Genomic DNA, 21,941 nt, shown 5'->3' on the forward strand with positions numbered 1-21,941 from the left:
GTGGGTCAGGTGATCATCACGCGGGAGACGGTGATCGACAACGTCAACCCCACCATCGTCCCCCGGCGCCCGGACGGGCGGTCCGGGCGCCGCTCGGCCTGAGTCACCAGAGCGCGAGGACCCGGCAGGGGCCGCCCGAAGCGTCCTGACCGGGGAACACGCCCACCACGATCGTCGCTCCGCTCGGCGGCAGCTGGTCCAGGCCCCGCAGGCACTCCAGGCCCCAGCGGTCGGCCCGTCCGACCACCTCGTGGGCCGGGTACTCCGTGGAGTTCCCCGGGTCGGTGCTCAGGGTGTCCACCCCGACCCCGGCCACGCCGCGCCGCGACAGGAGGAACTCGCACGCCTGTGGGCCGAACCCCGGGAAGTGCCAGGTCCCGTCCTCGCCCACACCCCGCACGGCCTCGTCGCCCCGGTCCCAGCGGGCGTCCCAACCGGAGTTCATCAGCACCGCCGCCCCGGAGGGGACCGGCCCGTGGACCCGTTCGAAGGCCAGCACGTCGTCCACCGTCACCACCGTGTCGGGGTCCTCGGCCGCCCGGTCCCGGACGTCGATGACGACCGCGGGGACGACCAGTTCGTGCGGGAGGATCTCCGGGACGGTCCGGCCGCCGCCGATCACGTGCCCCGGCGCGTCCAGGTGGGTGCCGGTGTGCTCGGTGAACGTCCACCGCTGCAACCAGAAGCCGAACTCCCCCTCGGGCAGGGCCGGGCCGGTCGGCTCCCGGAGCGGTTTCTCGGCGTCGAAGGTCGGCATCGTCGGCGAGACCACGTGGCTCAGGTCGGCGATCCGCCGGTGGCCGCCCGGCAGGGGTCGGGGTTCCGGCGCGACCGCCGGAACCCCGGCCGCCGCCTCCCCGTTGCGGGAGCGGACGGTCTCACCGGTTCCACGCAGGCACATGTCTTCCCCTCGTCTGTCCCGGGCTCCGGCCGCGTGCCGGGCCTGTCCGGATCCACCCTGGCACAGGTCCCCGTGCGCCGGGTGTCAACGCCCCTGAGGTGGGGCGTTGAGGCACCCGAACGTTTCAGATTTTTTGAAATAGCGGAGAAGTGAGGTTAGACTAACCTTGCTTCTCGCCGGGGTCGTCCTGCTCAGCCCTCTGTGGCACCCCCCCGGGGTCCCCACCCCGCGCGGCCTCCCGGACACGAGGCGACCTCCTCCCCGTCACGAAGAAAGCAGCGTCAGCATGGACTCCACCCTCCGCCGTCTGGGCGGTATCGGAACGACCACCCTCCTGGCCCTGGGGCTGGCCGCCTGCGGCGCCGAGCCCGCCGACCAGGGCGGCGGCGAGAGCGCCGCGGCGGACGGGACCTTCCCCGTCAGCATCGAGCACGCCCTCGGCTCGGCCGAGATCCCCGAGGCGCCCGAGCGCGTGGTCACCCTCGGCCAGGGCTCGGCCGAGACCGCGATCGCCCTCGGTGTGACCCCGGTCGGCATCGAGAGCTACGAGTGGGGCAGTGACGAGACCGGCTACCTGCCGTGGATCCACGAGGCCGTCACCGAGGCGGGCGACGAGCTGCCCACCCAGTTCACCGGGGCCGACGACATCGACTTCGAGGCCATCATCGAACTGGAGCCCGACGTCATCCTCGCCCCCTGGTCCGGGATCACCCAGGACCAGTACGACATCCTCACCGACATCGCGCCCACGGTCGCCTACGCGGAGGAGGCGTGGAACGCCGAGTGGGACGAGCAGATCGAGGTCATCGGGACCGCGCTCGGCCAGCCCGACGAGGCAGCCGGGCTCATCGAGGACGTCGAGGACCAGTTCGCCGCGGTCGCCGCGGAGCACCCCGAGTTCGAGGACCTGGTCTTCTCCTACATCTACACCGACGGCCCCGGCACCCTCGGCGTGCTCATGCCCACCGAACAGCGCGTGGCCATGGTCAGCAACATGGGGCTGACCGTCGACCCGGTCGTGGAGACCTTCCCCGAGACCGAGGGCACCGACTCGGCGGTCATCGGGCTGGAGAACGCCGACCAGCTCAGCGACAGCGACCTGATCTTCACCTTCTACAGCGACCCCGAGACCCGGGCGGAGATCGAGGCGCAGGAGCTCTACCAGGCCATCCCCGCCATCGAGCGCGGATCCGTGGTCGCCAGCGACGACACCTCCCTCGTCACCGCCTCCTCCATCATCAACCCGCTCACCGTCCCCTGGGTGATCGACCGCTACGTGCCCCTGATCCAGGAGGCCGCGGAGAAGGTCGACGGCTGACCCGTCCGGCACACCGATCGTGAACACGCTCTCGGCGCCGCCCCGGAGGAGGCCCGTCCGCACCGCCGCCGCGCTCGGCGCGGGTGCGGCGGCCCTGGTCGGGGCGGCCGTCCTCAGCCTCGTCCTCGGCGGGCGGCCCACGCCCCCCGCCGATCTGTGGGCGGTCCTGACCGGTGAGGCGGACGGGTTCACCGCCGCCGTGGTGGCCGCCCGCGTCCCGCGCACCGTCGTGGGAGCCCTGGTCGGAGCCGCGCTGGCCCTGGCGGGCACCCTCATGCAGGGCGTCACCCGCAACCCGCTCGCCGATCCGGGCCTGCTCGGCGTCAACGCCGGCGCGGCCGCCGCCGTGGTCACCGCCACCGCTCTGTTCGGGCCCACCACGACCACCGGGGCCCTGTGGTGGGCCCTGCCCGGCGCGCTCACGGCCGGGCTGGTCGCCCACGCCGTCGGCACCCGGGGCGGAGACGGCGGGATGGCCCGGCTCGTCCTGGCCGGAGCGGTGGTCTCCGCCGTCCTGACCGCCTACGTCCAGGCGGTCTCGCTGAGCATGCCCGAGGTGTTCGACACCTACCGGTACTGGGTCGTCGGCTCCCTGGCCGGCCGGGACCTGGACGTCGCCCTGGCGGTGCTGCCCGTCATCGCCGCCGCGACCGTCGTGGCCCTGCTGTCGTCCGGCGGGCTCAACGTCCTGGCCCTGGGAGAGGAGGCCGCCGTGTCCACCGGCGCCAACACCGCCGTGGTGCGCGCCGGCGCCCTCGTCGCGGCCACCGTCCTGGCGGCCGCCGCGACCGCGGCCGTGGGACCGATCGGCTTCGTGGGACTGGCCGTCCCCCACGTCGTCCGGGCCCTGATCGGCGTGGACTTCCGCCTCCAGGTGCCCTTCGCCCTGCTCGTCGGCCCCACCCTGCTGCTGCTCTCCGACGTCGTGGGCCGCACGATCGCCCGGCCGATCGAGCTCATGGTCGGCGTGGTCACCGCCTTCATCGGGGCGCCCGTGCTGCTGTACGCGGTGCGCCGGATGCGGGGGGCGACGTGAGCCGGGCCGCCGGACGCCGGGCGGCGGCGGGCCCCGTGCTGCGGGTGGGGAGCGTGATCGCCCTGCCGCTGCGTCCGCGCGCCCTGGCGTGGGCGGCGCTGTACGCCCTCCTCCTGGTCGCGGTCGCCGCGCTCACGCTCACGCTCGGCCGGCTGGGCGTCCCGCTCACCCGTCTGCCCGCCGTCGTCACGGGGGCGGGGGAGGCCACCGAGACCTTCGTCCTCGACCGCCTGCGCGGACCGCGCCTGACCGTCGCCCTGGGGACCGGTGCGGCCCTGGGCATGGCGGGCGCCCTGTTCCAGTCCGTGACCCGCAACCCGCTGGGCAGTCCGGACGTGATCGGGCTGGGCGCGGGCGCCGGGGCCGGAGCCGCGGCGGCCGCGCTGCTGCTGCCCGGCACCGTCTCCGTTCCCCTCGGCGCGCTGGCCGGATCGGCGCTGGCCATGATGGCCGTGGCCGTGACCACCGGCACCGGGCTGCGCCACCCCGGCCGCCTCATCGTCGCGGGCATCGGCGTCGCCGCCATGGCGCACGCCTTCACGCAGTACACGGTCGCCGTCCTGGCCAGGAACGAGGCCACCGTCCTGTCCGCCTACCTGTACGGCAACCTGGGCGCCCGGTCCTGGGACCACGCCGCGACCATCTGGCTCGTGGTGGCCCTGGCCGTCCCGTTCGTCGCGGCTCTGGCCGGGCCGGTCACGGTCAACGAGATGGGCGACGAGTTGGCCGAGTCGCTCGGCGCCCGGGCCGGGCGGACCCGGACGGTCGCCGTCGTGCTGTCGGTGGTGCTGTCGGCCGTCGCGGTCAGCGTCGCGGGTCCGATCGCGTTCGTGTCCCTGACAGCGCCGCAGATCGCGCGCCGGACCACCGGGGTCCCCGGACCGAACCTGGCGGTGTCCGCACTGGTCGGGGCGCTCCTGCTGGCCGCGGCGGACCTGGTCGTGCAGCAGGCCCCGGCGGCCGAGGGGTTGCCGGTCGGCGTCCTGACCATGGCGTTGGGCGGCGTGTACCTGGGTTGTCTGTTGGTTCGTGAATGGCGGAAGGGTGTTCTGTGAGTGAGGGCAACGGTCCGGTGCTGGTCGCGGAGGGCCTCACCCTGGGGTACGGGGCCGACCCCGTCGTGCGCGACCTCGACCTGGCGGTGGCCGCGGGCGAGTTCACCGTCATCGTCGGTCCCAACGGCTGTGGCAAGTCCACCCTGCTCAAGGCGCTGGGCCGGGTGACCCGGCCGGTGTCCGGCCGGGTCCTGCTGCACGGCCGCGACATCCGCTCCCAGCGGGCCAAGGCGGTCGCCCGCCGACTGGCGCTTCTCCCGCAGAGCCCCCTGGCCCCGGAGGGCATCACCGTCCGGGCCCTGGCCGCGCGCGGCCGGTTCCCGCACCACACCCTGCTGCGGCAGTGGAGCCCGCGCGACGAGGAGGCGGTCGAGGAGGCCCTGGCGCTCACGGGCATGGCGGACCTGGCCGACTCCCTGGTGGGGTCGCTGTCCGGCGGGCAGCGCCAGCGCGCCTGGGTGGCGATGGTCCTGGCCCAGGACACCGGCGTGCTGCTGCTGGACGAGCCGACCACCTACCTGGACATCGCCCACCAGTACGAACTGCTGGAGCTCTTCGCCGACCTGCACCGACGGGGGCGGACGATCGTCGCGGTCCTGCACGACCTGGCGCAGGCGGCTCGGTTCGCGACCCGGCTGGTGATGATGGGCGGCGGCCGGGTGGTCGCCGACGGCGTGCCGGAGGACGTGGTCACCGCGCGGCTCGTGGGGGAGGTCTTCGGTCTGGACTGCGACGTGGTGCCCGACCCGCGTACCAGGACCCCGCTGGTCATCCCGCACGAGCGGTCCTGATTCAGCGGTCCCGCCGCGCCTTGTACTCCTCCCAGTGCGCCAGGAGGGTGTCATGGTAGTCGTCGAGCCAGGTCATGTAGTCGTACATGTTGCGCAGACGGTTGCGGGAGGGGGCGCTCAGCCGGGGGAGCCGGTCCAGCGCGGACCTGGCCAGATCGCGCTGCTGCCTGAGATAGCCGCGCTCGTTGCGCAGGAAGCCGCCCCACACGTCCTCGTCCATGGTGATCAGCCGCGAACGCCGGTCGGGCGCCTCGGTCAGGGTGACGAAGCCCAGGTCCGCCAGGCGGCGCACCGACTGCGAGACCGACCCGCGGCTGACCTGGGCGCCCTCGACGACCTCCTCGGCGGTGACCGCCTCGCGGTCGGCAACCAGGAGGAAGCCCACGATGCGCCCCTCGGCGCGGGGACGGCCCTGCGACTGCCAGTACTCGGAGAAGCGCCGGACGAAGTCGGCCCTGAACTCCCGCTCCTCCCGTTCGCTCTCCGACATGCGGGTCAGCTTATCGTCCGCCGCTCGCCGTCGCGGCCGGATCGGCCCGCAGCGACTCCAGCATGCCCGACAGGGCGGTCCACACGTCCTCCAGGTCGCGGTCGGTCCCGGACGCGGCCAACCACAGGGCGGCCTCGTTCATCGCGCCGGAGAGCAGGCGGGCGAGCGGCGTGATCGGCTGCGGTCGCAGCAGGCCCGCGTCGGCCGACGCGGTGAGCGCCTCGGCCAGGTGGCGGGCCGACCCCGCCTCGTCCATGGCCCGCCAGGCGTCCCAGCCCAGAACCGCGGGGCCGTCCACGAGCATGATCCGCTGCACCCGCGCGTCTGTGCTGGCGGTGAGGAACGCCCGGCACCCCGCGGTGAGCCGGAGCCAGGGGTCGTCGTGGATCTCGGCGGCCTCCGCCACCGTCGCGGCGACCTCCGCCTGGACCTCCTCCAGCACTGCGCGGAACAGGTCGGCCTTGCCGTCGAACTGGTGGTAGAGGGCGCCCTTGGTCACCGAGGCCGCCGCCACGACCTGGGCCAGGCCGACCTCAGCGTATCCGTGTTCGGCGAACAGCCGACGGGCGTGTCCGACCAGCGCCCTCCGGGTCCGTTCGCGTTGGCGCGCGCGGACGCTCTCGGCCATCGGTTCCTCCCCGCCTATTGACATACCTTCGGTACGCCAATAGCGTACCTTCGCATACCAAGAGTATGCGAAAGGGGCGACTATGCGCCTGACCAGCTTCTATCCCGTGATCTGCACGTCCCGGATCGACGAGACGCGCGCCTTCTACACGGAGCTGTTCGGTTTCGAGGTGACCTTCGAGGCCGACTGGTACGTGAGTCTGCGCCGCCCCGGACCGCCCGCCCACGAGTTGGCTCTGCTCGACCACACCCACCCCACGCTGCCCGAGCCCTACCGGGCTCCCGTCCGCGGGCTGCTGCTCAATCTGGAGGTGGAGGACGTGGACGCGGAGTGGGAGCGGTTGGTCGAACGCGGCGGACTCACCCCGGAGCTGCCGCTGCGCAGTGAGGACTTCGGTCAGCGGCACTTCATCGTGGCCGACCCCAGCGGCGTCCTCGTCGACGTGATCACGCCGATCGAGCCCTCCGCGTCCTTCGCCGACCAGTACCGGTGACGGGTGCCGCCGGGGGGCGAGGGGCGGCGCGCCTCCCGCCGGGAGGACAATGGCCCCGGAACGGCCGAACGAGGAGGAAGGGGGCGGCGGATGCGGCTGGGGGAGGCGTCACGGCTGGCGGAACGGGCGCACGCGGGACAGACCGACAAGGCCGGGCGGCCCTACGTCGAGCACGTCTTCGCCGTGCGCGACCTGCTCGCCGAGCACGGGGAGCACGCCCAGATGGCCGGGGTCCTGCACGACGTGCTGGAGGACACCCCGTTGACCGCCGCCGACCTGCGCGACCAGGGCGTCCCCGAGGACGTCGTGCGCGCCGTGGAGTCGGTGACGCGCCGCCCCGGGGAGTCCTACGACGACCTCGTGCGCCGGGCGGCCGCCGACCCCCTGGGGCGGCTCGTCAAACTGGCCGACAACGCCCACAACTCCGACGAGGGCCGACTGGCCGGGCTGCCTCCCGAGTCGGCCGTGCGGCTGCGCGCCAAGTACGCCCGGGCCCGGGAGATCCTGCGCGGTTGAGCCCACGGCGGGCGTGCGTCAGCACGTGCAGGGGGTACCAGCCGGTCGGTATGCTGTCCTGGGCGATGGCGGTTCGCCCCCGCTGGACGGGGGCGCGAGGTGAGGCTGGACATGGCGCGAGTACAGCGAACGGTCGGAACGGACGACGGAGAGGGAGCCGTGTCCGAACGCGGGGCCGTGCCCGAACGCCTACTCGGGGCGGCGACACGGCTGTTCGCCGAGCGGGGCTTCGAGGGGACCTCGGTCCAGGAGATCGTCGCGGCGGCCGGGGTCACCAAGGGCGCGATGTACCACTACTTCGGCTCCAAGGACGACCTGCTCTACGAGGTCTACGCGCGCGTACTGCGGATGCAGACCGAACACCTGCTCCGGATCGCGGCCAAGGACGCCCCCGTCGCCGAGCGCGTCCGCGAGGCGGCGGCCGACGTCATCGTCACCAGCGTCGCCAACCTGGACGACACCGTCATCTTCTTCCGCTCGATGCACCAGTTGGACCAGGACAAGCAGCGGACCGTGCGCGCCGAGCGGCGCCGCTACCACGAGCACTTCCGCGACCTGATCCGGCAGGGGCAGCGTGAGGGCGTCTTCCGCGACGACGTGCCCGCCGACCTGGTCGTCGACTACTTCTTCGGCTCGGTGCACCACCTGGGCACCTGGTACCGCAAGGACGGCCCCCTGTCCGGAGAGGACGTCGGCCGGTACTTCGCCGACATGCTCATCAGCGGCCTGCGCCCGCGGGACTGAGAACGCCCGGGCATCCGGCTCGGCCGGACGCCCGGGCCCCGTGCGGACACGGGACGGGGCGCGCACGCGCCCCGCCTCCCTACCGGTGACGGGCCAGCTCGGCGCGGGCCAGCGAGCGCAGGTGCACCTCGTCGGGGCCGTCGGCGAGCCGCAGCGCGCGGACACCCGCCATCCACGCGGCCAGCGGCAGGTCCTGGCTGACGCCCGCCGCCCCGTGCGCCTGGATGGCGCGGTCCAGGATCCACTCCACCGTGCGCGGGGTGGCGATCTTGATCGCCTGGATCTCCGTGTGGGCGCCCCGGTTGCCGACCGTGTCCATCAGGTAGGCGGTCTTGAGCACCAGCAGGCGCAGCTGTTCGATGCGCACGCGCGCCTCGGCGATCCACTCGCGCACCACGCCCTGGTCGGCCAGGGGGCGCCCGAACGCCACCCGGTCCAGCACCCGGCGGCAGGTCAGCTCCAGCGCGCGCTCGGCCATGCCGATCGAGCGCATGCAGTGGTGGATCCGCCCCGGCCCCAGACGGGCCTGGGCGATGGCGAACCCGTCACCCTCCCCGCCGATGAGGTGGTCGGCGGGCACGCGCACGTCCTCGAACACGACCTCGGCGTGTCCGCCGTGGTCGCTGTCGTCGTAGCCGTACACGTTCATGCCGCGCCGGACGGTCACCCCCGGGGTGTCGCGCGGCACCAGCACCATGCTCTGCTGCCGGTGGCGTTCGGCGTCCGGGTCGGTCTTGCCCATGACGATGAGGATCTCGCAGTCGGGGTTGAGCGCCCCGGTGATGTACCACTTGCGGCCGTTGACGACGTAGGAGTCCCCGTCCCGGGTGATGGTGGTGGCGATGTTGGTGGCGTCGGAGGAGGCCACGTCCGGTTCGGTCATCGCGAAGGCCGAGCGGATCCGCGCCGCCAGCAGCGGCTCCAGCCAGCGCCGTTTCTGCTCCTGGGTGCCGAACATCGCCAGCACCTCCATGTTCCCGGTGTCGGGGGCCGCGCAGTTGAGCGCGGCGGGCGCCAGCCGGGGGCTGCGGCCGGTGATCTCCGCCAGCGGGGCGTAGGTGAGGTTGGGGACACCGCCGTGCTCGGGGTGGCCCGCCAGGAAGAGGTTCCACAGTCCCTGCTCACGGGCCCTGGCCTGGAGCTCGCGGACCACCGGCGCGGTCGACCACGGGTCGTCGCGCTCGGCGAGCTGGGCCGCCAACACCGGCTCGGCCGGGTAGACGTGGTCGTCCATGAAGGCCAGCAGCCGCGTGCGCAGCTTCTCGGTCTCCTCGTCGAAGGTGAAGTCCATCAGTCCTCCTTCAGGGTGGCGTGGGCGCGCTCGACCAGCGGTGCCACCATCTCGCCGATCCGTTCGAAGCCCGCTCCGACGGTGAGCCCCCGGCTGTGCCGCAGGTGGATGCCCTCGGCGATCACCGCGAGCTTGAAGCAGCCGAACGCCACGTACCAGGCGAGCCGGGACACGTCGCGGCCGGTGGCCGCCGTGTACAGCTCCACCAGTTCGGCCGAGGTCGGGAAGCCCTCGGCGGAGGTCGCGGGGGCGGCGCCACCGCCGACGTCGGTGGCCTGCTCCCGGTAGACGAGCATGAGCCCCAGGTCCACGAGCGGGTCGCCGAGAGTGGCCATCTCCCAGTCCAGGACGGCCGTGAGCCTCCCGTCCGGGGTGACCAGGACGTTGTCGAGCCGGTAGTCGCCGTGCACGATCGCGGGGGACGACTGCTCGGGGATCGTCCCGGCGAGCCGGTCGCGCAGCTCGTCGATGCCGGGGATGTCGCGGCTGCGCGAGGCGTCCAGCTGCTTGCCCCACCGCCGCACCTGGCGCTGCAGGAAACCGGCGGGGCGGCCGAAGTCCCCCAGCCCGACCTCCTCGGGCACCACCGCGTGCAGCGCGCCCAGTGTGCCGACCAGTGACTCGGCCACGGATCTGATCCGCTCGGCGCCCAGCACCGCGATCTCGTCGCGGGTGCGGAAGGGGGTGCCCGCCACGTACTCCATGACGTAGAAGGGGGCCCCGAGGACATCGGTGTCCTCACACAGGGTGTGGGTGCGCGGCACGGGAACGGGTGTGTCCCGCAGCGCCGTCATGACGCGGTACTCGCGCGGCATGTCGTGGGCCGTGGCGAGCACGTGTCCCAGCGGCGGCCGACGCACCACCCAGCTGCCCCGGCCGTCGGTGACGACGTAGGTGAGGTTGGACTTGCCGCCCGCGATGACGCGGCCCTCCAGCGGGCCCGAGACCAGCCCTGGCGCCGCCCGGTCCAGGTAGGCGCGCAGCCGTTCCGGGTCCAGCCCCGGAAGTTCCTCGGTCATGCTCCGCCCTCCTCGGTGAACACCTTCGACCGCAGGTGCCGCATCGCCGCCAGCCAGCCGTCGGTGTCGGTGGCCCGGGCCGCGTAGTACTCGGCGACCCGCGGGTGGGGCAGGATGAGGAACCGGCCGTCCGCCAGCCCCGCCATGACCGCGTCGGCGGCCTCCTCGGGGGTGATCGCGTCCGCCTCCATCAGGGCCTTGCCGGTGTCCCCGCTGGCCTCCAGCATCGCGGTGCGCACCCCCATCGGGCACACGCACTGCACGGTGACGCCCCGGTCTCCGTAGGTGGCCGACATCCACTCGCCGAAGGCCAGGGCGGCGTGCTTGGTCACCGAGTAGGGCGCGCTGCTGAGCATGGTCAGCAGTCCCGCGGCCGAGACCGTGGACACGAAGCGCCCCCGGCCCCGCTCCAGCCAGCCCGGCAGCAGTTCGCGTGCGGCGCGCACATGCGCCATCACGTTGACCTGCCAGGACAGTTCCCAGTCCGATTCGGGGGACTCGGGCCCGAACCCGATGCCCACACCCGCGTTGGCGACGTAGAGGTCGATCGCGCCCAGGTGGGCGCCGGCCTCGGCGATCAGCGCCGTGACGCCCTCCTCGCTGGCGGCGTCGCCGGGGACGGCCACCCCGCCGATCGACGCGGCCACGGCCTCGGCCGCGGCGGCGTCCAGGTCGTTGACGACCACGCGCGCCCCGGACTCGGCCAGACGGCGGGCGAGCGCCGCGCCGATCCCGTTGCCCGCTCCCGTGACGACCGCCCCGCGTTCGCTCAGCTCCATGTCAGAACCCCCCGGTGAGTGTGACGCCGCCGTCCAGGACCAGGGTGCGGCCGGTGACCCAGGCGGCGTCCTCGGACAGCAGGAAGGCCACGGCTCCGGCCACGTCCTCGGGGACGCCGAGGCGGCCCAGCGGGTAGCCCGCCGCCACCTGCTCCTCCCGGCCCTCGTACAGGGCGGAGGCGAACTTCGTCTTGACCACGGCCGGGGCCACCCCGTTGACGCGCACGCTCGGCGCCAGTTCCACGGCCAGTTCGGTGGTGATGTGGCTGAGCATCGCCTTGGTGGCGCCGTAGAAGCCGATGCCGGGCGCGGGTTTGGTCCCGGCCACGGAGGAGACGTTGACGATCGCGCCGCCGTGCTCGCCCATCCACGCCTTGTGCGCCCGCTGCACCCAGCCGATCGCCGACAGGACGTTGACCTCGACCATCTTGCGCGCGGCCGCGGGGTCGAGGTCGATCATGCGGCCGTAGACGGGGTTGATGCCGGTGTTGTTGACCAGCAGGTCCACGCTGCCGAAGGCGTCCAGGGCGGCGGCGATCGCGGCGTCCTGGTGCGCGGGGTCGTCGGCCTTGCCGGGTACGGCGATGGCGTGGTCGGGGCCGCCCAGAGCGCGGACCGCCTCGTCCAGGGCCTCGGCCCCGCGCGCGGTGACGCACACCCGGGCCCCCTCGTCGACGAGGCGCTGGGCGATGGCCAGGCCGATGCCGCGGCTGGCTCCGGTGACGATGGCGGTCCGTCCGCCGAACCGGGAAGTCATCTCGATCTCCTTAAACCGACTGGTCGGTATGTATGAAGGGACTCTACGTGGACCATTGGGCGCGCCGCAAGGGGCGTCCGGCCGACACCGGGTGACAATGGCGCTGGGCCGCATCCGGCCGGAACGCGAACGCGAACGTGGAAACGGGGCTCTCATGGCAACCGAGGTGACCGACGCGCCGGACGAACGCCGCTACGAGATCCGGGTCGAGGGGGAGGTGGCGGGGTTCTCCGAATACGTGCGTACCGGTGACCTGGTCACCTTCACGCACACCGAGGTCGATCCGGCCTTCGAGGGGCAGGGGGTCGGAGGGACGCTCGTGCGCGGGGCGCTGGACGACGTGCGGTCGCGCGGGCTGTCGGTCCTGCCGCTGTGCCCCTTCGTCAAGGGTTGGATCGCCCGCCACCGCGAGTACGCCGACCTGGTCTACCGGGCTCCGGCGGAGGAGGGGGAGGGGTGACCGACTACGGACGCGACGTCTCCTTCGGCGTCTTCCCGTCGCCTGACGCCGCCGACCTGGACGTCCTGTGGGCGGTCGTGGCCGCCGCCGAGCACGGCGGGCTGGAGTTCGCGGGCATCCAGGACCACCCCTACCAGCGCGCGCACCTGGACACCTGGACCCTCATGGCCACCGTGCTGGCCCGCACCGAGCGGCTGCGGGTGTTCCCGGACGTGGCCAACCTGCCCCTGCGCCCGCCCGCGATCATCGCCAAGTCCGCGGCCAGCCTGGACGTGCTCTCCGGGGGGCGCTTCGAGCTGGGGCTCGGTGCGGGCGCGTTCTGGGACGCCGTGGTGGCCATGGGCGGCGGGCGGCGTTCGCCGCGCGAGGCCGCCGACGCCCTCCTGGAGGCGGTCGAGGTGATCCGGGCGCTGTGGTCGGGTGAGCGGTCGGTGCGCTTCGAGGGGGAGCACTACCGGCTGTCCGGGGTGCGTCCGGGGCCCGCACCCGCCCACGACATCGGGATCTGGCTGGGCGTCCTGGGGCCGCGGCTGCTGCGTGAGCTGGGCCGGGTGGCCGACGGCTGGCTGCCCTCCAGCGGCTTCGCCCGCCCCGACCAGCTCGCGGACATGCACGCGCGGATCGACGCGGGCGCCGCCGAGGCCGGTCGCGACCCGGCGTCGATCCGTCGTGCCTACAACGTGTGGGGGATGATCACCGACGGCCCCTCCGAGGGGTTCCTGGAGGGGCCGGTGGACCAGTGGGTGGACGAGTTGACCGAGCTGGCGGTCGACTACGGCATGGACACGTTCCTGTTCGGCCCGGCGACGGATCCGGTCGCCCAGGTGGGGCGGTTCGCCGCCGAGGTGGCCCCGGCCGTCCGCGAGGCCGTGCGGGCCGAGCGGGGACGACCGGTCCGGTCCCGTCCCGGGGCTACTTCGACGGGTCCAGGGTGAGCTTGCCGACGGTCCCGCGCGACCGCAGGTCCTCGTGCGCGCGGTGCGCCTCGGAGAGCGGGTAGGTGCCGCCGAGGACCGGCCGGAGGCGGCCGTCGGCCACCATCGCGAACAGCTCCGTCATGGCCTGGCCGACCACGTCGCCGGGCAGCAGCCAGGCGTGCGGGAGCCACATCCCGCTCACGGTGGTGGAGAAGCGCATGAGATTCGCCGGCCGCACGGGTGTGGGCTCCTCGCGCGAGGCCATGCCGTAGAAGGCGAGGCGGCCGAACGGGGCCAGGGCGCGGAGGCTCTCGTCGGTCACCCGGCCGCCGACCATGTCCAGCACCGCGTCCACGCGGCGGCCCCCGTTGGCGGCGATCAGTGCCTCGGTCATGTCCGGTGCGGCGGAGTCCACGACGGCGTCGGCGCCCAGCTCCAGGGCCAGGTCGCGCTTGGCCTGACTGCTGGCCACCGCGATGACGCGGCCCGCGCCGAAGACCTTGGCGAGCTGGACGGCGAGCGTGCCGACCCCGCCCGCCGCCGCGTGGACGACCACGGACTCGCCCGGGTCCATCCGCACGTTCCTGCGCAGCAGGATCCACGCGGTGGCCCCCTGGACGATCAGGGCGAGCGCGGCCTCGTCGGAGACGCCGTCCGGGATGTCGTAGGTGGACCCGGGGGTGGCCAGGGCCCGCTCGGCGTAGCCTCCGCCCGCGGTCAGGGCGACGACGCGGCGTCCGTCGGCGGTGCGTCCGGCGATCTCCCCGCCGGGGACCATGGGCAGGGTGGAGGGGGCGAGGTAGCTGTTCTCCGCCTGGTGGGTGTCGGCGTAGTTGATCCCGGCGCGGGACACCTCGACGAGGACGTCGTCCGGCCCCGGCTGGGGGTCGGGGAGTTCGGTGGGGACCAGGACCTCGGGTCCGCCGAACTCGGTGATCTGGATGGCGCGCATGGTGGCCTCCGCTCGTAGGAACGTACCGACCGGATGGTATGTCACGTGTCACAGGGCGGCGAACGTCACCCCCGAGCGGACGCCGTGCCCGACCGGCCCTCTTGCGCAGCAAACCTGACGCTGTTAGGAAAGTGGGGTCGAACACCCGACGGGAGGCCACACGTGGACGACGAGAGGATCGTGACGACGGAGGCCGGACGGGTCCGGGGGACACCCTCGCCCCGCTCCGCGGACGGGGGCGTCACCGTCTTCCGCGGGCTACCCTACGCCGCCCCGCCCTTCGGGGAGAACCGCTTCGCCGCACCCGAACCCGCCGCGGAGTGGGAGGGTGTGCGTGACTGCGCCGACTTCGGCCCGCCCGCCCCGCAGACCCCCGGCATGATCGGGGCCCACCCCTGGAACCCCGACACGTCGCTGGACTGCCTGACACTCAACGTGTGGACCGGCGCCCGCCCGGAAAAGCGCGCACCCGTCCTCGTGTGGTTCCACGGCGGCGCCTACATCGTCGGATCCTCCGCCGAACCGATCTACGACGGGACCCGCCTGGCCGAGCGCGGCCTCGTCGTGGTCAGCGTCAACTTCCGCCTGGGCTTCGAGGGCTACGGCCACGTGCCCGGGCGTCCGGACAACCGGGCCATGCTCGACCAGATCGCCGCCCTGCGCTGGGTCCGCGACAACGTCGCCGCCTTCGGCGGGAATCCGGACAACGTCACGATCGCGGGGGAGTCCGCCGGGGCGGGCGCCGTCGTGTGCCTGATGACCTCGCCCCCGGCCCGAGGGCTCTTCCACCGCGCCATCGCGCACAGCGTCCCCGCCGACATGGTCAGCCGGGCGTCAGCGCTGGCCGTCTCCGAACAGGTCGCCGACGCGGCGGGGGTGCCGCTGGACCCCGAGGCCCTGGCCGCCCTGCCGCCGGAACGGATCCTGGCGGCCACCGACGACGTCCTGAGCCGCCGCCCCGGGACGCTCACGTGCTACGCGCCCGTGGTCGGCGGCGCGGACCTCCCGGTCGCTCCGCACCGGGCGGCCGCCGAGGGCGCCACCCGCGACGTGGACCTGCTGATCGGACACAACGCGCACGAGTACCGGCTGTTCACCGGACTGGGCGGCGCCGGGACCGACGACGAGGCGGAACTGGCCAAGGCCGTCGCCAGAGCGGGACTGCCGGAGGGCGCGGTGGACGACTACCGGGCGATCCACCCGAATGCCTCGGTGGCGGAGCTCTACGACGAGATCATGGGCGACGCCCTGTTCTCGAGGTACACGGTGCGTTTCGCCGAGGCCCACGCCGCCGGGGGAGGCCGGTCGCACGTCTTCCGCCTGGCCGCCGAGACGACCGTCATGGAGGGCAGACTCGGCGCGTGCCACGCCTTCGACCTGCCCTTCGCCTTCGACACCCTCGAAGCGGACCTGGCCCGGTTCCTACTGGACGACACGGTCACCGACGCCCACCGTTCGCTGTCGGAGCGCTTCTCGGGCGCCTGGAGCGCCTTCGCCTCCTCCGGCGACCCCGGCTGGCCCCGGGTGACCGCCGACGCGACACCGGTCAGGGTGTGGGACCTCGTCGACGACCTCCACCCGGACGACGTCTCACCGGTGCGCCGACTGTGGGCGGACGTGTCCTTCGACCCCCGGTGACGGGCGGCCGCGCGGCGGCCGCCGGCGATCCCACTTTGAGGCTCCCCGGGCGCCCGGGCACCCGAGGAGAGGGCAAAAATTGTGGAAAACCGCCGACTCCCGCGGGCGCGGGCACGCCGGTTCCGACGACACCGCGGGTGAGGGGCGCACGCCCGCGTTTCGGCGCGCCGGATCCCCGGTAGGACGCTTGGTGAGGATGGTCGAGGCTCGCTGTGTCCCACCGGAGGTGAGCGATGACCACGAACGTCTTCGTCCTCGGGCTCGACGAACCGAACCGCGAGATACTGCACGCGCTGCCCGGCGCCGAAAACTGCCGGTTCCTGACCCTGCTCGATCTTGAGGAGATCGGCCAGGACAGGGACATGGACATGCCCGGCCTGCTCGCGCTCGCGTCCAGACGGCTGGACTCCTTCGACGGCTCGGTCGACGCGATCATCGGCCTCTGGGACTTCCCGGTCAGCTCACTCGTCCCCCTGCTGTGCCGGCCGCGCGGACTCCCGTGCGCGCCCCTGGAGGCCGTCGTCCGCTGCGAGCACAAGTACTGGAGCCGCCTGGAGCAGCGGGTCGCCATACCCGAGGCCGTGCCGAGGTTCGCCGCGATCGACCTCCGGTCCCCCACCGAGCCCGCGGGCCTGTCCTACCCGCTGTGGGTCAAACCGGTGAAGTCCTTCTCGTCCGAACTCGCCTTCCGGGTGACCGACCGCGCCGAGTACGCCTCGGCGGTCGAACGGATCAGGGCGGGCGCCGCACGGGTGGGCGCGCCCTTCCAGTGGGTGATGGACCGGATCCGGCTGCCCGCCGCGATCCGCTCCGTCGGCGGCACCGCCGGGCTCGCGGAGGAGGAGGCCACGGGCGACCAGCTCACCGTCGAAGGCTACGTCCGTGGCGGCGTGTCCCACTCCTACGCGCTCGTCGACTCCCTCCTCTACCCCGGCACGTCGAGCTTCCTGTGCTATGAGTACCCCTCCCGGGCGCCGGAGGCGGTCCGCGACCGCCTGTTCGACCTGACCGACCGCGTGATCACCCGGGTCGGACTCGACGACACCACCTTCAACGTCGAGTTCTTCCACGACCCCGAGACCGACACCGTCACGCTCCTGGAGATCAACCCCCGCCACTCCCAGTCGCACGCCCGCCTGTTCGAGCTCGTGCGCGGGGTGTCCAACCACGAGATCGCCCTGCGGATCGCGCTCGGGGAGGAACCCGTGCTGGAGCGCGAGGGCGGGGCCGCGATGGCCGCCAAGTGGTTCGTGCGCAGTTTCCGCGACGGCTTCCTGTCCGCGGTCCCCACACGGGCGGACGTCGCGCGCGCCGAGGCGCGGGTCCCGAGGGCGAGGGTGGAGGTCACCGCGCGTGCGGGCCGGTGGCTCTCCGAACTGCCGATCCAGGACAGCTACAGCTTCGAACTCGCCGACGTCTTCGTGCCCGGGCGGGACGCCGAGGAGTGCAAGCGCGGGTTCCACGCCTGTGCGCGGGAACTGCCCTTCACCGTCGTGGGCTCCGCCGACGCCGGCCGACCGCGGAGAGGAACCGGAGACGATGAGAACCGTCAGCGAACTGCCGCACGAGGTGCGTGAGGACGTCCACGTCCCCATCCCGCTCAGCGACGGCACCCGGCTCGCCGCGCGCGTCTGGCGCCCCGAGGACAGCGAGGAGCGCCCCGTGCCCGCGATCCTGGAGTTCATCCCGTACCGCAGACGCGACCTCACCGCCCAGCGCGACTCGGTGCACCACCCCTACATGGCCGGGCACGGCTACGCGTGCGCCCGCGTGGACCTGCGCGGCAGCGGAGACTCCGAGGGGGTGCTCACCGACGAGTACCTGGAACGGGAGCTCCTGGACGCCGAGGAGGTGCTCGCCTGGCTCGCCGACCAGCCCTGGTGCGACGGCCGCACCGGCATGATGGGGATCTCCTGGGGCGGGTTCAACGCCCTCCAGGTCGCGGCCCGGAGCCCCGAGAGCCTGCGCGCGATCGTGACCGCCTGCTCCACCGACGACCGCTACTCCGACGACGTCCACTACATGGGCGGCTGCCTGCTCGTCGACAACCTCTCCTGGGCCTCCACCATGTTCGCCTACAACTCCTGCCCCCCCGACCCGGAGCTGGTCGGTGAGCGGTGGCGGCTGATGTGGCACGACCGGTTGGAGCACAGCGGACTCTGGCTGGAGACGTGGCTGCGCCACCAGCACCGCGACGACTACTGGAGGCACGGATCGGTCGCCGAGGACCTGGCCGCGATCCAGGTGCCCGTGATGGCCGTCAGCGGGTGGGCCGACGGCTACTCCAACGCGGTGTTCCGGCTCCTGACGGGGCTGCGCGTACCGCGGCTGGGACTCCTCGGCCCCTGGTCGCACAAGTATCCCCACCTGGGCCAGCCCGGCCCCGCCATCGGCTTCCTCCAGGAGGTGGTGCGCTGGTGGGACCGTTGGCTCAAGGACGTCGACAACGACGTGATGGACGCGCCCATGCTCCGGGCGTGGATGCAGGAGAGCGTGCCGCCCTCCACCTCCTACGACGAACGGCCCGGGCGCTGGGTCGCGGCGGCGGGGTGGCCGTCGCCGACGGTCGCGCCCGTGTCCCGCGCCCTGTGGCACGGCCGGGTGCTGGGCGAGGGGGAGGAGCCCGGCGACGGCACTGTCCTGACCCTGTCCTCACCGCTGTCCACCGGCCAGCACGCGGGCAAGTGGTGCTCCTACAACGCGCCTCCGGACCTGCCCCACGACCAGAGGGAGGACGACGGCGGGTCGATCGTCTTCGACAGCGCGCCGCTCCCGGAACGAGTGGAGATCCTGGGTTCCCCGGTGGTCGACCTCGAACTCTCCGTGGACCGGCCCGACGCGATGGTCGCGGTGCGCCTGAACGACGTCAGCCCCGACGGGGAGGCCGCCCGCGTCACCTACGGGCTGCTCAACCTCACACACGCCGACGGCCACGCGGAACCCCGCCCGCTCGTGCCCGGGCGCAGGTACCGCGTCTCGGTCACCCTCAACGGCATCGCGCAGGCGTTCCCGCCCGGACACCGGATCCGGGTCTCGGTCTCCACCTCGTACTGGCCGCTCGCCTGGCCCTCACCCGAACCCGTACGGCTCGCCGTGTACCCGGGCGCGTCCACGCGGCTGCTGCTCCCGGTGCACCTGACCGGCGCCGCGGACGAGCCGGAGGTGGCGGCCTTCGGCGAGCCCGAGGGCACCGCCCCGGTCACGACGAGCCAGCTCTCACCGCCGGAGCACCGCTGGGACCTGGCCCACGACCTCGTGCACTACCGGGCCTCGCTGAACGTGGTCAAGGACCTGGGGACGGTGCGCTTCGACGACATCGGACTGGAGGTGAGCCGGCGGGCGGAGGAGACCTACGGCTGGGTCGGCGACGACTACGACACCGTCAGGGGCGAGACGGACTGGACGATGGGCTTCGCCCGCGGGGACTGGTCCGTGGAGACGAGGACCCGCACCGTGCTCACGTCGACGCCGACCGACTTCCACGTGCACGCCACGCTCGACGCCTACGAGGGCGACGAGCGGGTGGTGACGAGGATCTTCACCGCGGTGATCCCCCGGGACCACGTGTGACCGGGACCCCGCGGGTCCCGGCCACCGGTGTCGCGGTCCCTACCTGGTCAGACCGGCGCGGCGCAGGGCGTCGGCCATCGCCCCCGACGGCGCGCCGTCGCGGGCGTCGCGACCGCCGCGGCCGCCGCGGCCGCCGCCTCCCCGGCGACCGTTGCCGCCGCCCCCGCGACGCCGGTCACCGCGACCGCCGCGCTCGTCCCGGCCCGCGCGGTCGCCGCGACCGCCGCCGGAGCCCGTCTCCTCGTCCAGGCGCATGGTGAGCGAGATGCGCTTGCGCTGGATGTCGACGTCCTGGACCTTCACCCGGACCACGTCGCCGGGCTTGACCACGTCGCGCGGGTCCTCGACGAACTTGTGCGAGAGCGCCGACACGTGGACCAGACCGTCCTGGTGCACGCCCACGTCCACGAACGCCCCGAAGGCGGCCACGTTGGTGACCACACCCTCCAGGATCATGCCGGAGGCCAGGTCCTCCAGCTTCTCCACGCCCTCCCTGAAGGTCGCGGTGGTGAACGCGGGCCGGGGGTCACGGCCGGGCTTGTCCAGCTCGGCGAGGATGTCGGTGACGGTCGGCAGCCCGAACGTGTCGTCGACGAAGTCCTGGGGGCGGATCCTGGACAGGACGGCCCTGTTCCCGATCAGGGACGGCAGGTCGGTGCCGACCCGGTCCAGGATGCGTCGCACGACCGGGTACGCCTCCGGGTGCACCGCGGAGGCGTCCAGCGGGTCGTCGCCGCCGGGGATCCGGAGGAAGCCCGCGCACTGCTCGAAGGCCTTGGGACCCAGCCGGGGGACCGAGCGCAGCTCCTCGCGGCTCCGGAAGGGGCCGTTGGCGTCCCGGTGGGCGACGATGTTGCGCGCCAGCGTGGAGGTCACCCCCGACACCCGGGTCAGCAGCGGGACCGAGGCGGTGTTGACGTCCACGCCCACACCGTTCACACAGTCCTCCACCACCGCGTCGAGCGAACGCGACAGCTTCGCCTCGGCCAGGTCGTGCTGGTACTGGCCGACGCCGATCGACTTGGGGTCGATCTTGACCAGCTCGGCCAGCGGGTCCTGGAGGCGGCGGGCGATGGAGACGGCGCCGCGCAGGGACACGTCCAGGTCGGGGAGCTCCTCGGAGGCGTAGGCCGAGGCCGAGTACACCGACGCGCCCGCCTCGGACACCATCACCTTGGTGAGCTTCAGCTCGGGATGGCGCTTGAGCAGGTCGGCGGCGAGGCGGTCGGTCTCGCGTGAGGCCGTGCCGTTGCCGATGGCCACGAGCTCCACGCCGTGCGCCGCGCACAGGCGGGCCAGCGTGGCCAGGGAGCCCTCCCAGTCCTTGCGCGGCGCGTGCGGGAAGATCGTGTCGGTGGCCACCACCTTGCCGGTGCCGTCGACGACCACGACCTTCACACCCGTGCGCAGGCCCGGGTCCAGGCCCAGCGTGGGGCGGGTGCCCGCGGGGGCGGCCAACAGCAGGTCGCGCAGGTTGGCGGCGAAGACGTTCACGCCCTCGTCCTCGGCCCGCTGCCACAGCCGCATGCGCACGTCGATGTCCAGCCGGACCAGGACGCGTGTGCGCCAGGCCCAGCGGACGGTGTCCTGGAGCCAGCGGTCGGCGGGGCGGCCGCGGTCGACGATGCCGAAGTGGTGGGCGATCGCGTCCTCGTAGGAGCTGCGGGGGGTGGTGCCGTCCGGGTTCTCGGCGGGCGGCTCCTCCGGCTCCAGGGTGAGGGTGAGCACCTCCTCCTTCTCCCCCCGGTACAGGGCCAGGACGCGGTGGGAGGGCAGCTCGGTCAGGGGTTCGGAGAAGGAGAAGTAGTCGGAGAACTTCGCGCCCGACTCCTCCTTGCCCTCACGGACGGTCGACCGCAGACGCCCCCGGTTCCACAGCCGCTCGCGCAGCAGCCCGGTGAGGTCGGCGTCCTCGGCGAAGCGTTCGACGAGGATGGCGCGGGCGCCGTCGAGGGCGGCCTTGACGTCGGGCACCCCCCTGTCGGCGTCCACGTAGGCGGCGGCGGACTCCTGCGGGTCCCGCGACGGGTCGGCCAGCAGGCCCTCGGCCAGCGGTTCGAGCCCGGCCTCCCGCGCGATCTGGGCCTTGGTGCGGCGCTTGGGCTTGTAGGGGAGGTAGATGTCCTCCAGGCGGGCCTTGGAGTCGGCGGCGTTGATGCGCGCCTCCAGCTCCTCGTCCAGCTTGCCCTGGGACCGGATCGACTCCAGGATCGCGGTCCGGCGTTCGGCCAGCTCACGGAGGTAGCGCAGGCGTTCCTCCAGCGTGCGCAACTGGGCGTCGTCCAGCCCGCCGGTCGCCTCCTTGCGGTACCGGGCGATGAAGGGCACGGTCGAGCCGCCGTCGAGGAGTTCGACGGCGGAGGTGACCTGGTGCGCGCCCACGCCGAGTTCCTCGGCGATGCGCTGGTCGATCGTGGGTGTCACAGGGGTCGTCACTGGTAAACGTCCACTCTCTGGCTGTTCGGTGCTGGGCCATTGTCGCGGCGGGACGGACGGTTGTCATCCCGGCGCTGCCCGTGTCCCAGCTTCCCGTACCCGGCGCGCCCTACGGGTTGTTGCCCTCGGTCAGGTCGGGGGCGTAGTACT

The 21,941-nt window shown here is 73.1% G+C and carries 21 protein-coding genes; 12 read left to right on the top strand and 9 right to left on the bottom strand.

Going from position 1 to position 21,941, the window contains the following annotated elements; all coding sequences use genetic code 11:
• Positions 1–103: 103 nt before the first annotated feature.
• Complete coding sequence (locus DVR05_RS18045) at positions 104–901, bottom strand: cyclase family protein (RefSeq protein ID WP_116247085.1); 798 nt, start codon at positions 899–901, stop codon at positions 104–106.
• Between the two features lie 286 nt (positions 902–1,187).
• Here DVR05_RS18045 and DVR05_RS18050 point away from each other — a divergent pair, with 286 nt between their 5' ends.
• Genes DVR05_RS18050 through DVR05_RS18065 form a run of 4 tightly spaced genes read left to right on the top strand, consistent with a single transcriptional unit; the run spans position 1,188 to position 5,101 of the window.
• Entirely contained in the window at positions 1,188–2,219 is a 1,032-nt protein-coding gene (locus DVR05_RS18050; RefSeq protein ID WP_116247086.1) for an iron-siderophore ABC transporter substrate-binding protein, read from the top strand.
• Positions 2,220–2,238: 19 nt separating this feature from the next.
• A complete protein-coding gene (locus DVR05_RS18055; protein ID WP_116247087.1) occupies positions 2,239–3,255 on the top strand; it encodes an iron ABC transporter permease in 1,017 nt (338 codons plus the stop codon).
• 35 nt (positions 3,256–3,290) lie between these two features.
• Positions 3,291–4,310, top strand: a complete 1,020-nt coding sequence (locus DVR05_RS18060) for an iron chelate uptake ABC transporter family permease subunit (protein WP_116247190.1) — start codon at positions 3,291–3,293, stop codon at positions 4,308–4,310.
• Positions 4,307–5,101, top strand: coding sequence for an ABC transporter ATP-binding protein (locus tag DVR05_RS18065; protein WP_232832206.1), 795 nt, complete (start codon positions 4,307–4,309; stop codon positions 5,099–5,101). The genes DVR05_RS18060 and DVR05_RS18065 overlap by 4 nt, the downstream gene beginning before the upstream one ends.
• Position 5,102: 1 nt before the next feature.
• Here DVR05_RS18065 and DVR05_RS18070 read toward each other — a convergent pair whose 3' ends face one another.
• On the bottom strand, positions 5,103–5,591 hold the full coding sequence (locus DVR05_RS18070) for a GbsR/MarR family transcriptional regulator (protein WP_116247089.1): 489 nt from the start codon (positions 5,589–5,591) through the stop codon (positions 5,103–5,105).
• A gap of 10 nt (positions 5,592–5,601) precedes the next feature.
• A complete protein-coding gene (locus DVR05_RS18075) occupies positions 5,602–6,219 on the bottom strand; it encodes a TetR/AcrR family transcriptional regulator (RefSeq protein ID WP_116247090.1) in 618 nt (205 codons plus the stop codon).
• A gap of 82 nt (positions 6,220–6,301) precedes the next feature.
• Here DVR05_RS18075 and DVR05_RS18080 point away from each other — a divergent pair, with 82 nt between their 5' ends.
• The 3 genes from DVR05_RS18080 to DVR05_RS18090 all read left to right on the top strand — a co-directional run bounded on the left by DVR05_RS18080 (position 6,302) and on the right by DVR05_RS18090 (position 7,972).
• The gene (locus tag DVR05_RS18080) at positions 6,302–6,712 is read left to right on the top strand and encodes a VOC family protein (protein ID WP_116247091.1); all 411 of its coding nucleotides are present in this window, start codon (positions 6,302–6,304) and stop codon (positions 6,710–6,712) included.
• A 90-nt stretch (positions 6,713–6,802) separates the two neighbouring features.
• Positions 6,803–7,228, top strand: a complete 426-nt coding sequence (locus DVR05_RS18085; RefSeq protein WP_116247092.1) for an HD domain-containing protein — start codon at positions 6,803–6,805, stop codon at positions 7,226–7,228.
• A gap of 111 nt (positions 7,229–7,339) precedes the next feature.
• Positions 7,340–7,972, top strand: coding sequence for a TetR/AcrR family transcriptional regulator (locus DVR05_RS18090; RefSeq protein ID WP_198659235.1), 633 nt, complete (start codon positions 7,340–7,342; stop codon positions 7,970–7,972).
• Positions 7,973–8,051: 79 nt separating this feature from the next.
• Here DVR05_RS18090 and DVR05_RS18095 read toward each other — a convergent pair whose 3' ends face one another.
• From DVR05_RS18095 to DVR05_RS18110, 4 genes are read right to left on the bottom strand one after another with little or no spacing between them, the layout of a single operon-like run.
• Positions 8,052–9,263: an acyl-CoA dehydrogenase family protein gene (locus DVR05_RS18095; RefSeq protein ID WP_116247094.1), complete on the bottom strand. Its 1,212-nt coding sequence runs from the start codon at positions 9,261–9,263 to the stop codon at positions 8,052–8,054.
• Positions 9,263–10,282: a phosphotransferase family protein gene (locus tag DVR05_RS18100; RefSeq protein ID WP_116247095.1), complete on the bottom strand. Its 1,020-nt coding sequence runs from the start codon at positions 10,280–10,282 to the stop codon at positions 9,263–9,265. Before DVR05_RS18100 ends, DVR05_RS18095 begins: the two co-directional genes overlap by 1 nt.
• On the bottom strand, positions 10,279–11,061 hold the full coding sequence (locus DVR05_RS18105) for an SDR family oxidoreductase (RefSeq protein ID WP_116247096.1): 783 nt from the start codon (positions 11,059–11,061) through the stop codon (positions 10,279–10,281). Before DVR05_RS18105 ends, DVR05_RS18100 begins: the two co-directional genes overlap by 4 nt.
• 1 nt (position 11,062) lies before the next feature.
• A complete protein-coding gene (locus DVR05_RS18110) occupies positions 11,063–11,818 on the bottom strand; it encodes an SDR family oxidoreductase (RefSeq protein WP_116247097.1) in 756 nt (251 codons plus the stop codon).
• 154 nt (positions 11,819–11,972) lie between these two features.
• Here DVR05_RS18110 and DVR05_RS18115 point away from each other — a divergent pair, with 154 nt between their 5' ends.
• Positions 11,973–12,278: a GNAT family N-acetyltransferase gene (locus DVR05_RS18115; protein WP_116247098.1), complete on the top strand. Its 306-nt coding sequence runs from the start codon at positions 11,973–11,975 to the stop codon at positions 12,276–12,278.
• Positions 12,275–13,213, top strand: coding sequence for an LLM class flavin-dependent oxidoreductase (locus DVR05_RS18120; protein WP_116247099.1), 939 nt, complete (start codon positions 12,275–12,277; stop codon positions 13,211–13,213). The genes DVR05_RS18115 and DVR05_RS18120 overlap by 4 nt, the downstream gene beginning before the upstream one ends.
• Here DVR05_RS18120 and DVR05_RS18125 read toward each other — a convergent pair.
• On the bottom strand, positions 13,191–14,147 hold the full coding sequence (locus DVR05_RS18125) for an NADPH:quinone oxidoreductase family protein (protein WP_116247100.1): 957 nt from the start codon (positions 14,145–14,147) through the stop codon (positions 13,191–13,193). The genes DVR05_RS18120 and DVR05_RS18125 overlap by 23 nt on opposite strands.
• Positions 14,148–14,309: 162 nt before the next feature.
• Here DVR05_RS18125 and DVR05_RS18130 point away from each other — a divergent pair, with 162 nt between their 5' ends.
• The 3 genes from DVR05_RS18130 to DVR05_RS18140 all read left to right on the top strand — a co-directional run bounded on the left by DVR05_RS18130 (position 14,310) and on the right by DVR05_RS18140 (position 19,355).
• Entirely contained in the window at positions 14,310–15,785 is a 1,476-nt protein-coding gene (locus DVR05_RS18130; RefSeq protein ID WP_116247101.1) for a carboxylesterase/lipase family protein, read from the top strand.
• 233 nt (positions 15,786–16,018) lie between these two features.
• On the top strand, positions 16,019–17,362 hold the full coding sequence (locus DVR05_RS18135) for an acetyl-CoA carboxylase biotin carboxylase subunit family protein (protein ID WP_116247102.1): 1,344 nt from the start codon (positions 16,019–16,021) through the stop codon (positions 17,360–17,362).
• On the top strand, positions 17,325–19,355 hold the full coding sequence (locus DVR05_RS18140; RefSeq protein WP_116247103.1) for a CocE/NonD family hydrolase: 2,031 nt from the start codon (positions 17,325–17,327) through the stop codon (positions 19,353–19,355). The genes DVR05_RS18135 and DVR05_RS18140 overlap by 38 nt, the downstream gene beginning before the upstream one ends.
• Positions 19,356–19,394: 39 nt before the next feature.
• Here the strand turns inward: DVR05_RS18140 and DVR05_RS18145 are convergent, their stop codons facing one another.
• Positions 19,395–21,779: a Tex family protein gene (locus tag DVR05_RS18145; RefSeq protein ID WP_198659236.1), complete on the bottom strand. Its 2,385-nt coding sequence runs from the start codon at positions 21,777–21,779 to the stop codon at positions 19,395–19,397.
• Positions 21,780–21,941 lie beyond the last annotated feature (162 nt).

Source organism: Nocardiopsis sp. FIRDI 009, from assembly GCF_003386285.1.
GTDB lineage: Bacteria > Actinomycetota > Actinomycetes > Streptosporangiales > Streptosporangiaceae > Nocardiopsis.

Excerpts from the sequence above, each read along its gene's own strand:
- DVR05_RS18140 (WP_116247103.1), top strand. The coding sequence starts at position 17,325 with ATGAGAACCGTCAGCGAACTGCCGCACGAGGTGCGTGAGGACGTCCAC.
- DVR05_RS18105 (WP_116247096.1), bottom strand. The coding sequence starts at position 11,061 with ATGGAGCTGAGCGAACGCGGGGCGGTCGTCACGGGAGCGGGCAACGGG.
- DVR05_RS18045 (WP_116247085.1), bottom strand. The coding sequence starts at position 901 with ATGTGCCTGCGTGGAACCGGTGAGACCGTCCGCTCCCGCAACGGGGAG.
- DVR05_RS18135 (WP_116247102.1), top strand. The coding sequence starts at position 16,019 with ATGACCACGAACGTCTTCGTCCTCGGGCTCGACGAACCGAACCGCGAG.
- DVR05_RS18125 (WP_116247100.1), bottom strand. The coding sequence starts at position 14,147 with ATGCGCGCCATCCAGATCACCGAGTTCGGCGGACCCGAGGTCCTGGTC.
- DVR05_RS18050 (WP_116247086.1), top strand. The coding sequence starts at position 1,188 with ATGGACTCCACCCTCCGCCGTCTGGGCGGTATCGGAACGACCACCCTC.
- DVR05_RS18080 (WP_116247091.1), top strand. The coding sequence starts at position 6,302 with ATGCGCCTGACCAGCTTCTATCCCGTGATCTGCACGTCCCGGATCGAC.
- DVR05_RS18090 (WP_198659235.1), top strand. The coding sequence starts at position 7,340 with ATGGCGCGAGTACAGCGAACGGTCGGAACGGACGACGGAGAGGGAGCC.
- DVR05_RS18100 (WP_116247095.1), bottom strand. The coding sequence starts at position 10,282 with ATGACCGAGGAACTTCCGGGGCTGGACCCGGAACGGCTGCGCGCCTAC.
- DVR05_RS18095 (WP_116247094.1), bottom strand. The coding sequence starts at position 9,263 with ATGGACTTCACCTTCGACGAGGAGACCGAGAAGCTGCGCACGCGGCTG.
- DVR05_RS18075 (WP_116247090.1), bottom strand. The coding sequence starts at position 6,219 with ATGGCCGAGAGCGTCCGCGCGCGCCAACGCGAACGGACCCGGAGGGCG.
- DVR05_RS18070 (WP_116247089.1), bottom strand. The coding sequence starts at position 5,591 with ATGTCGGAGAGCGAACGGGAGGAGCGGGAGTTCAGGGCCGACTTCGTC.
- DVR05_RS18110 (WP_116247097.1), bottom strand. The coding sequence starts at position 11,818 with ATGACTTCCCGGTTCGGCGGACGGACCGCCATCGTCACCGGAGCCAGC.
- DVR05_RS18115 (WP_116247098.1), top strand. The coding sequence starts at position 11,973 with ATGGCAACCGAGGTGACCGACGCGCCGGACGAACGCCGCTACGAGATC.
- DVR05_RS18085 (WP_116247092.1), top strand. The coding sequence starts at position 6,803 with ATGCGGCTGGGGGAGGCGTCACGGCTGGCGGAACGGGCGCACGCGGGA.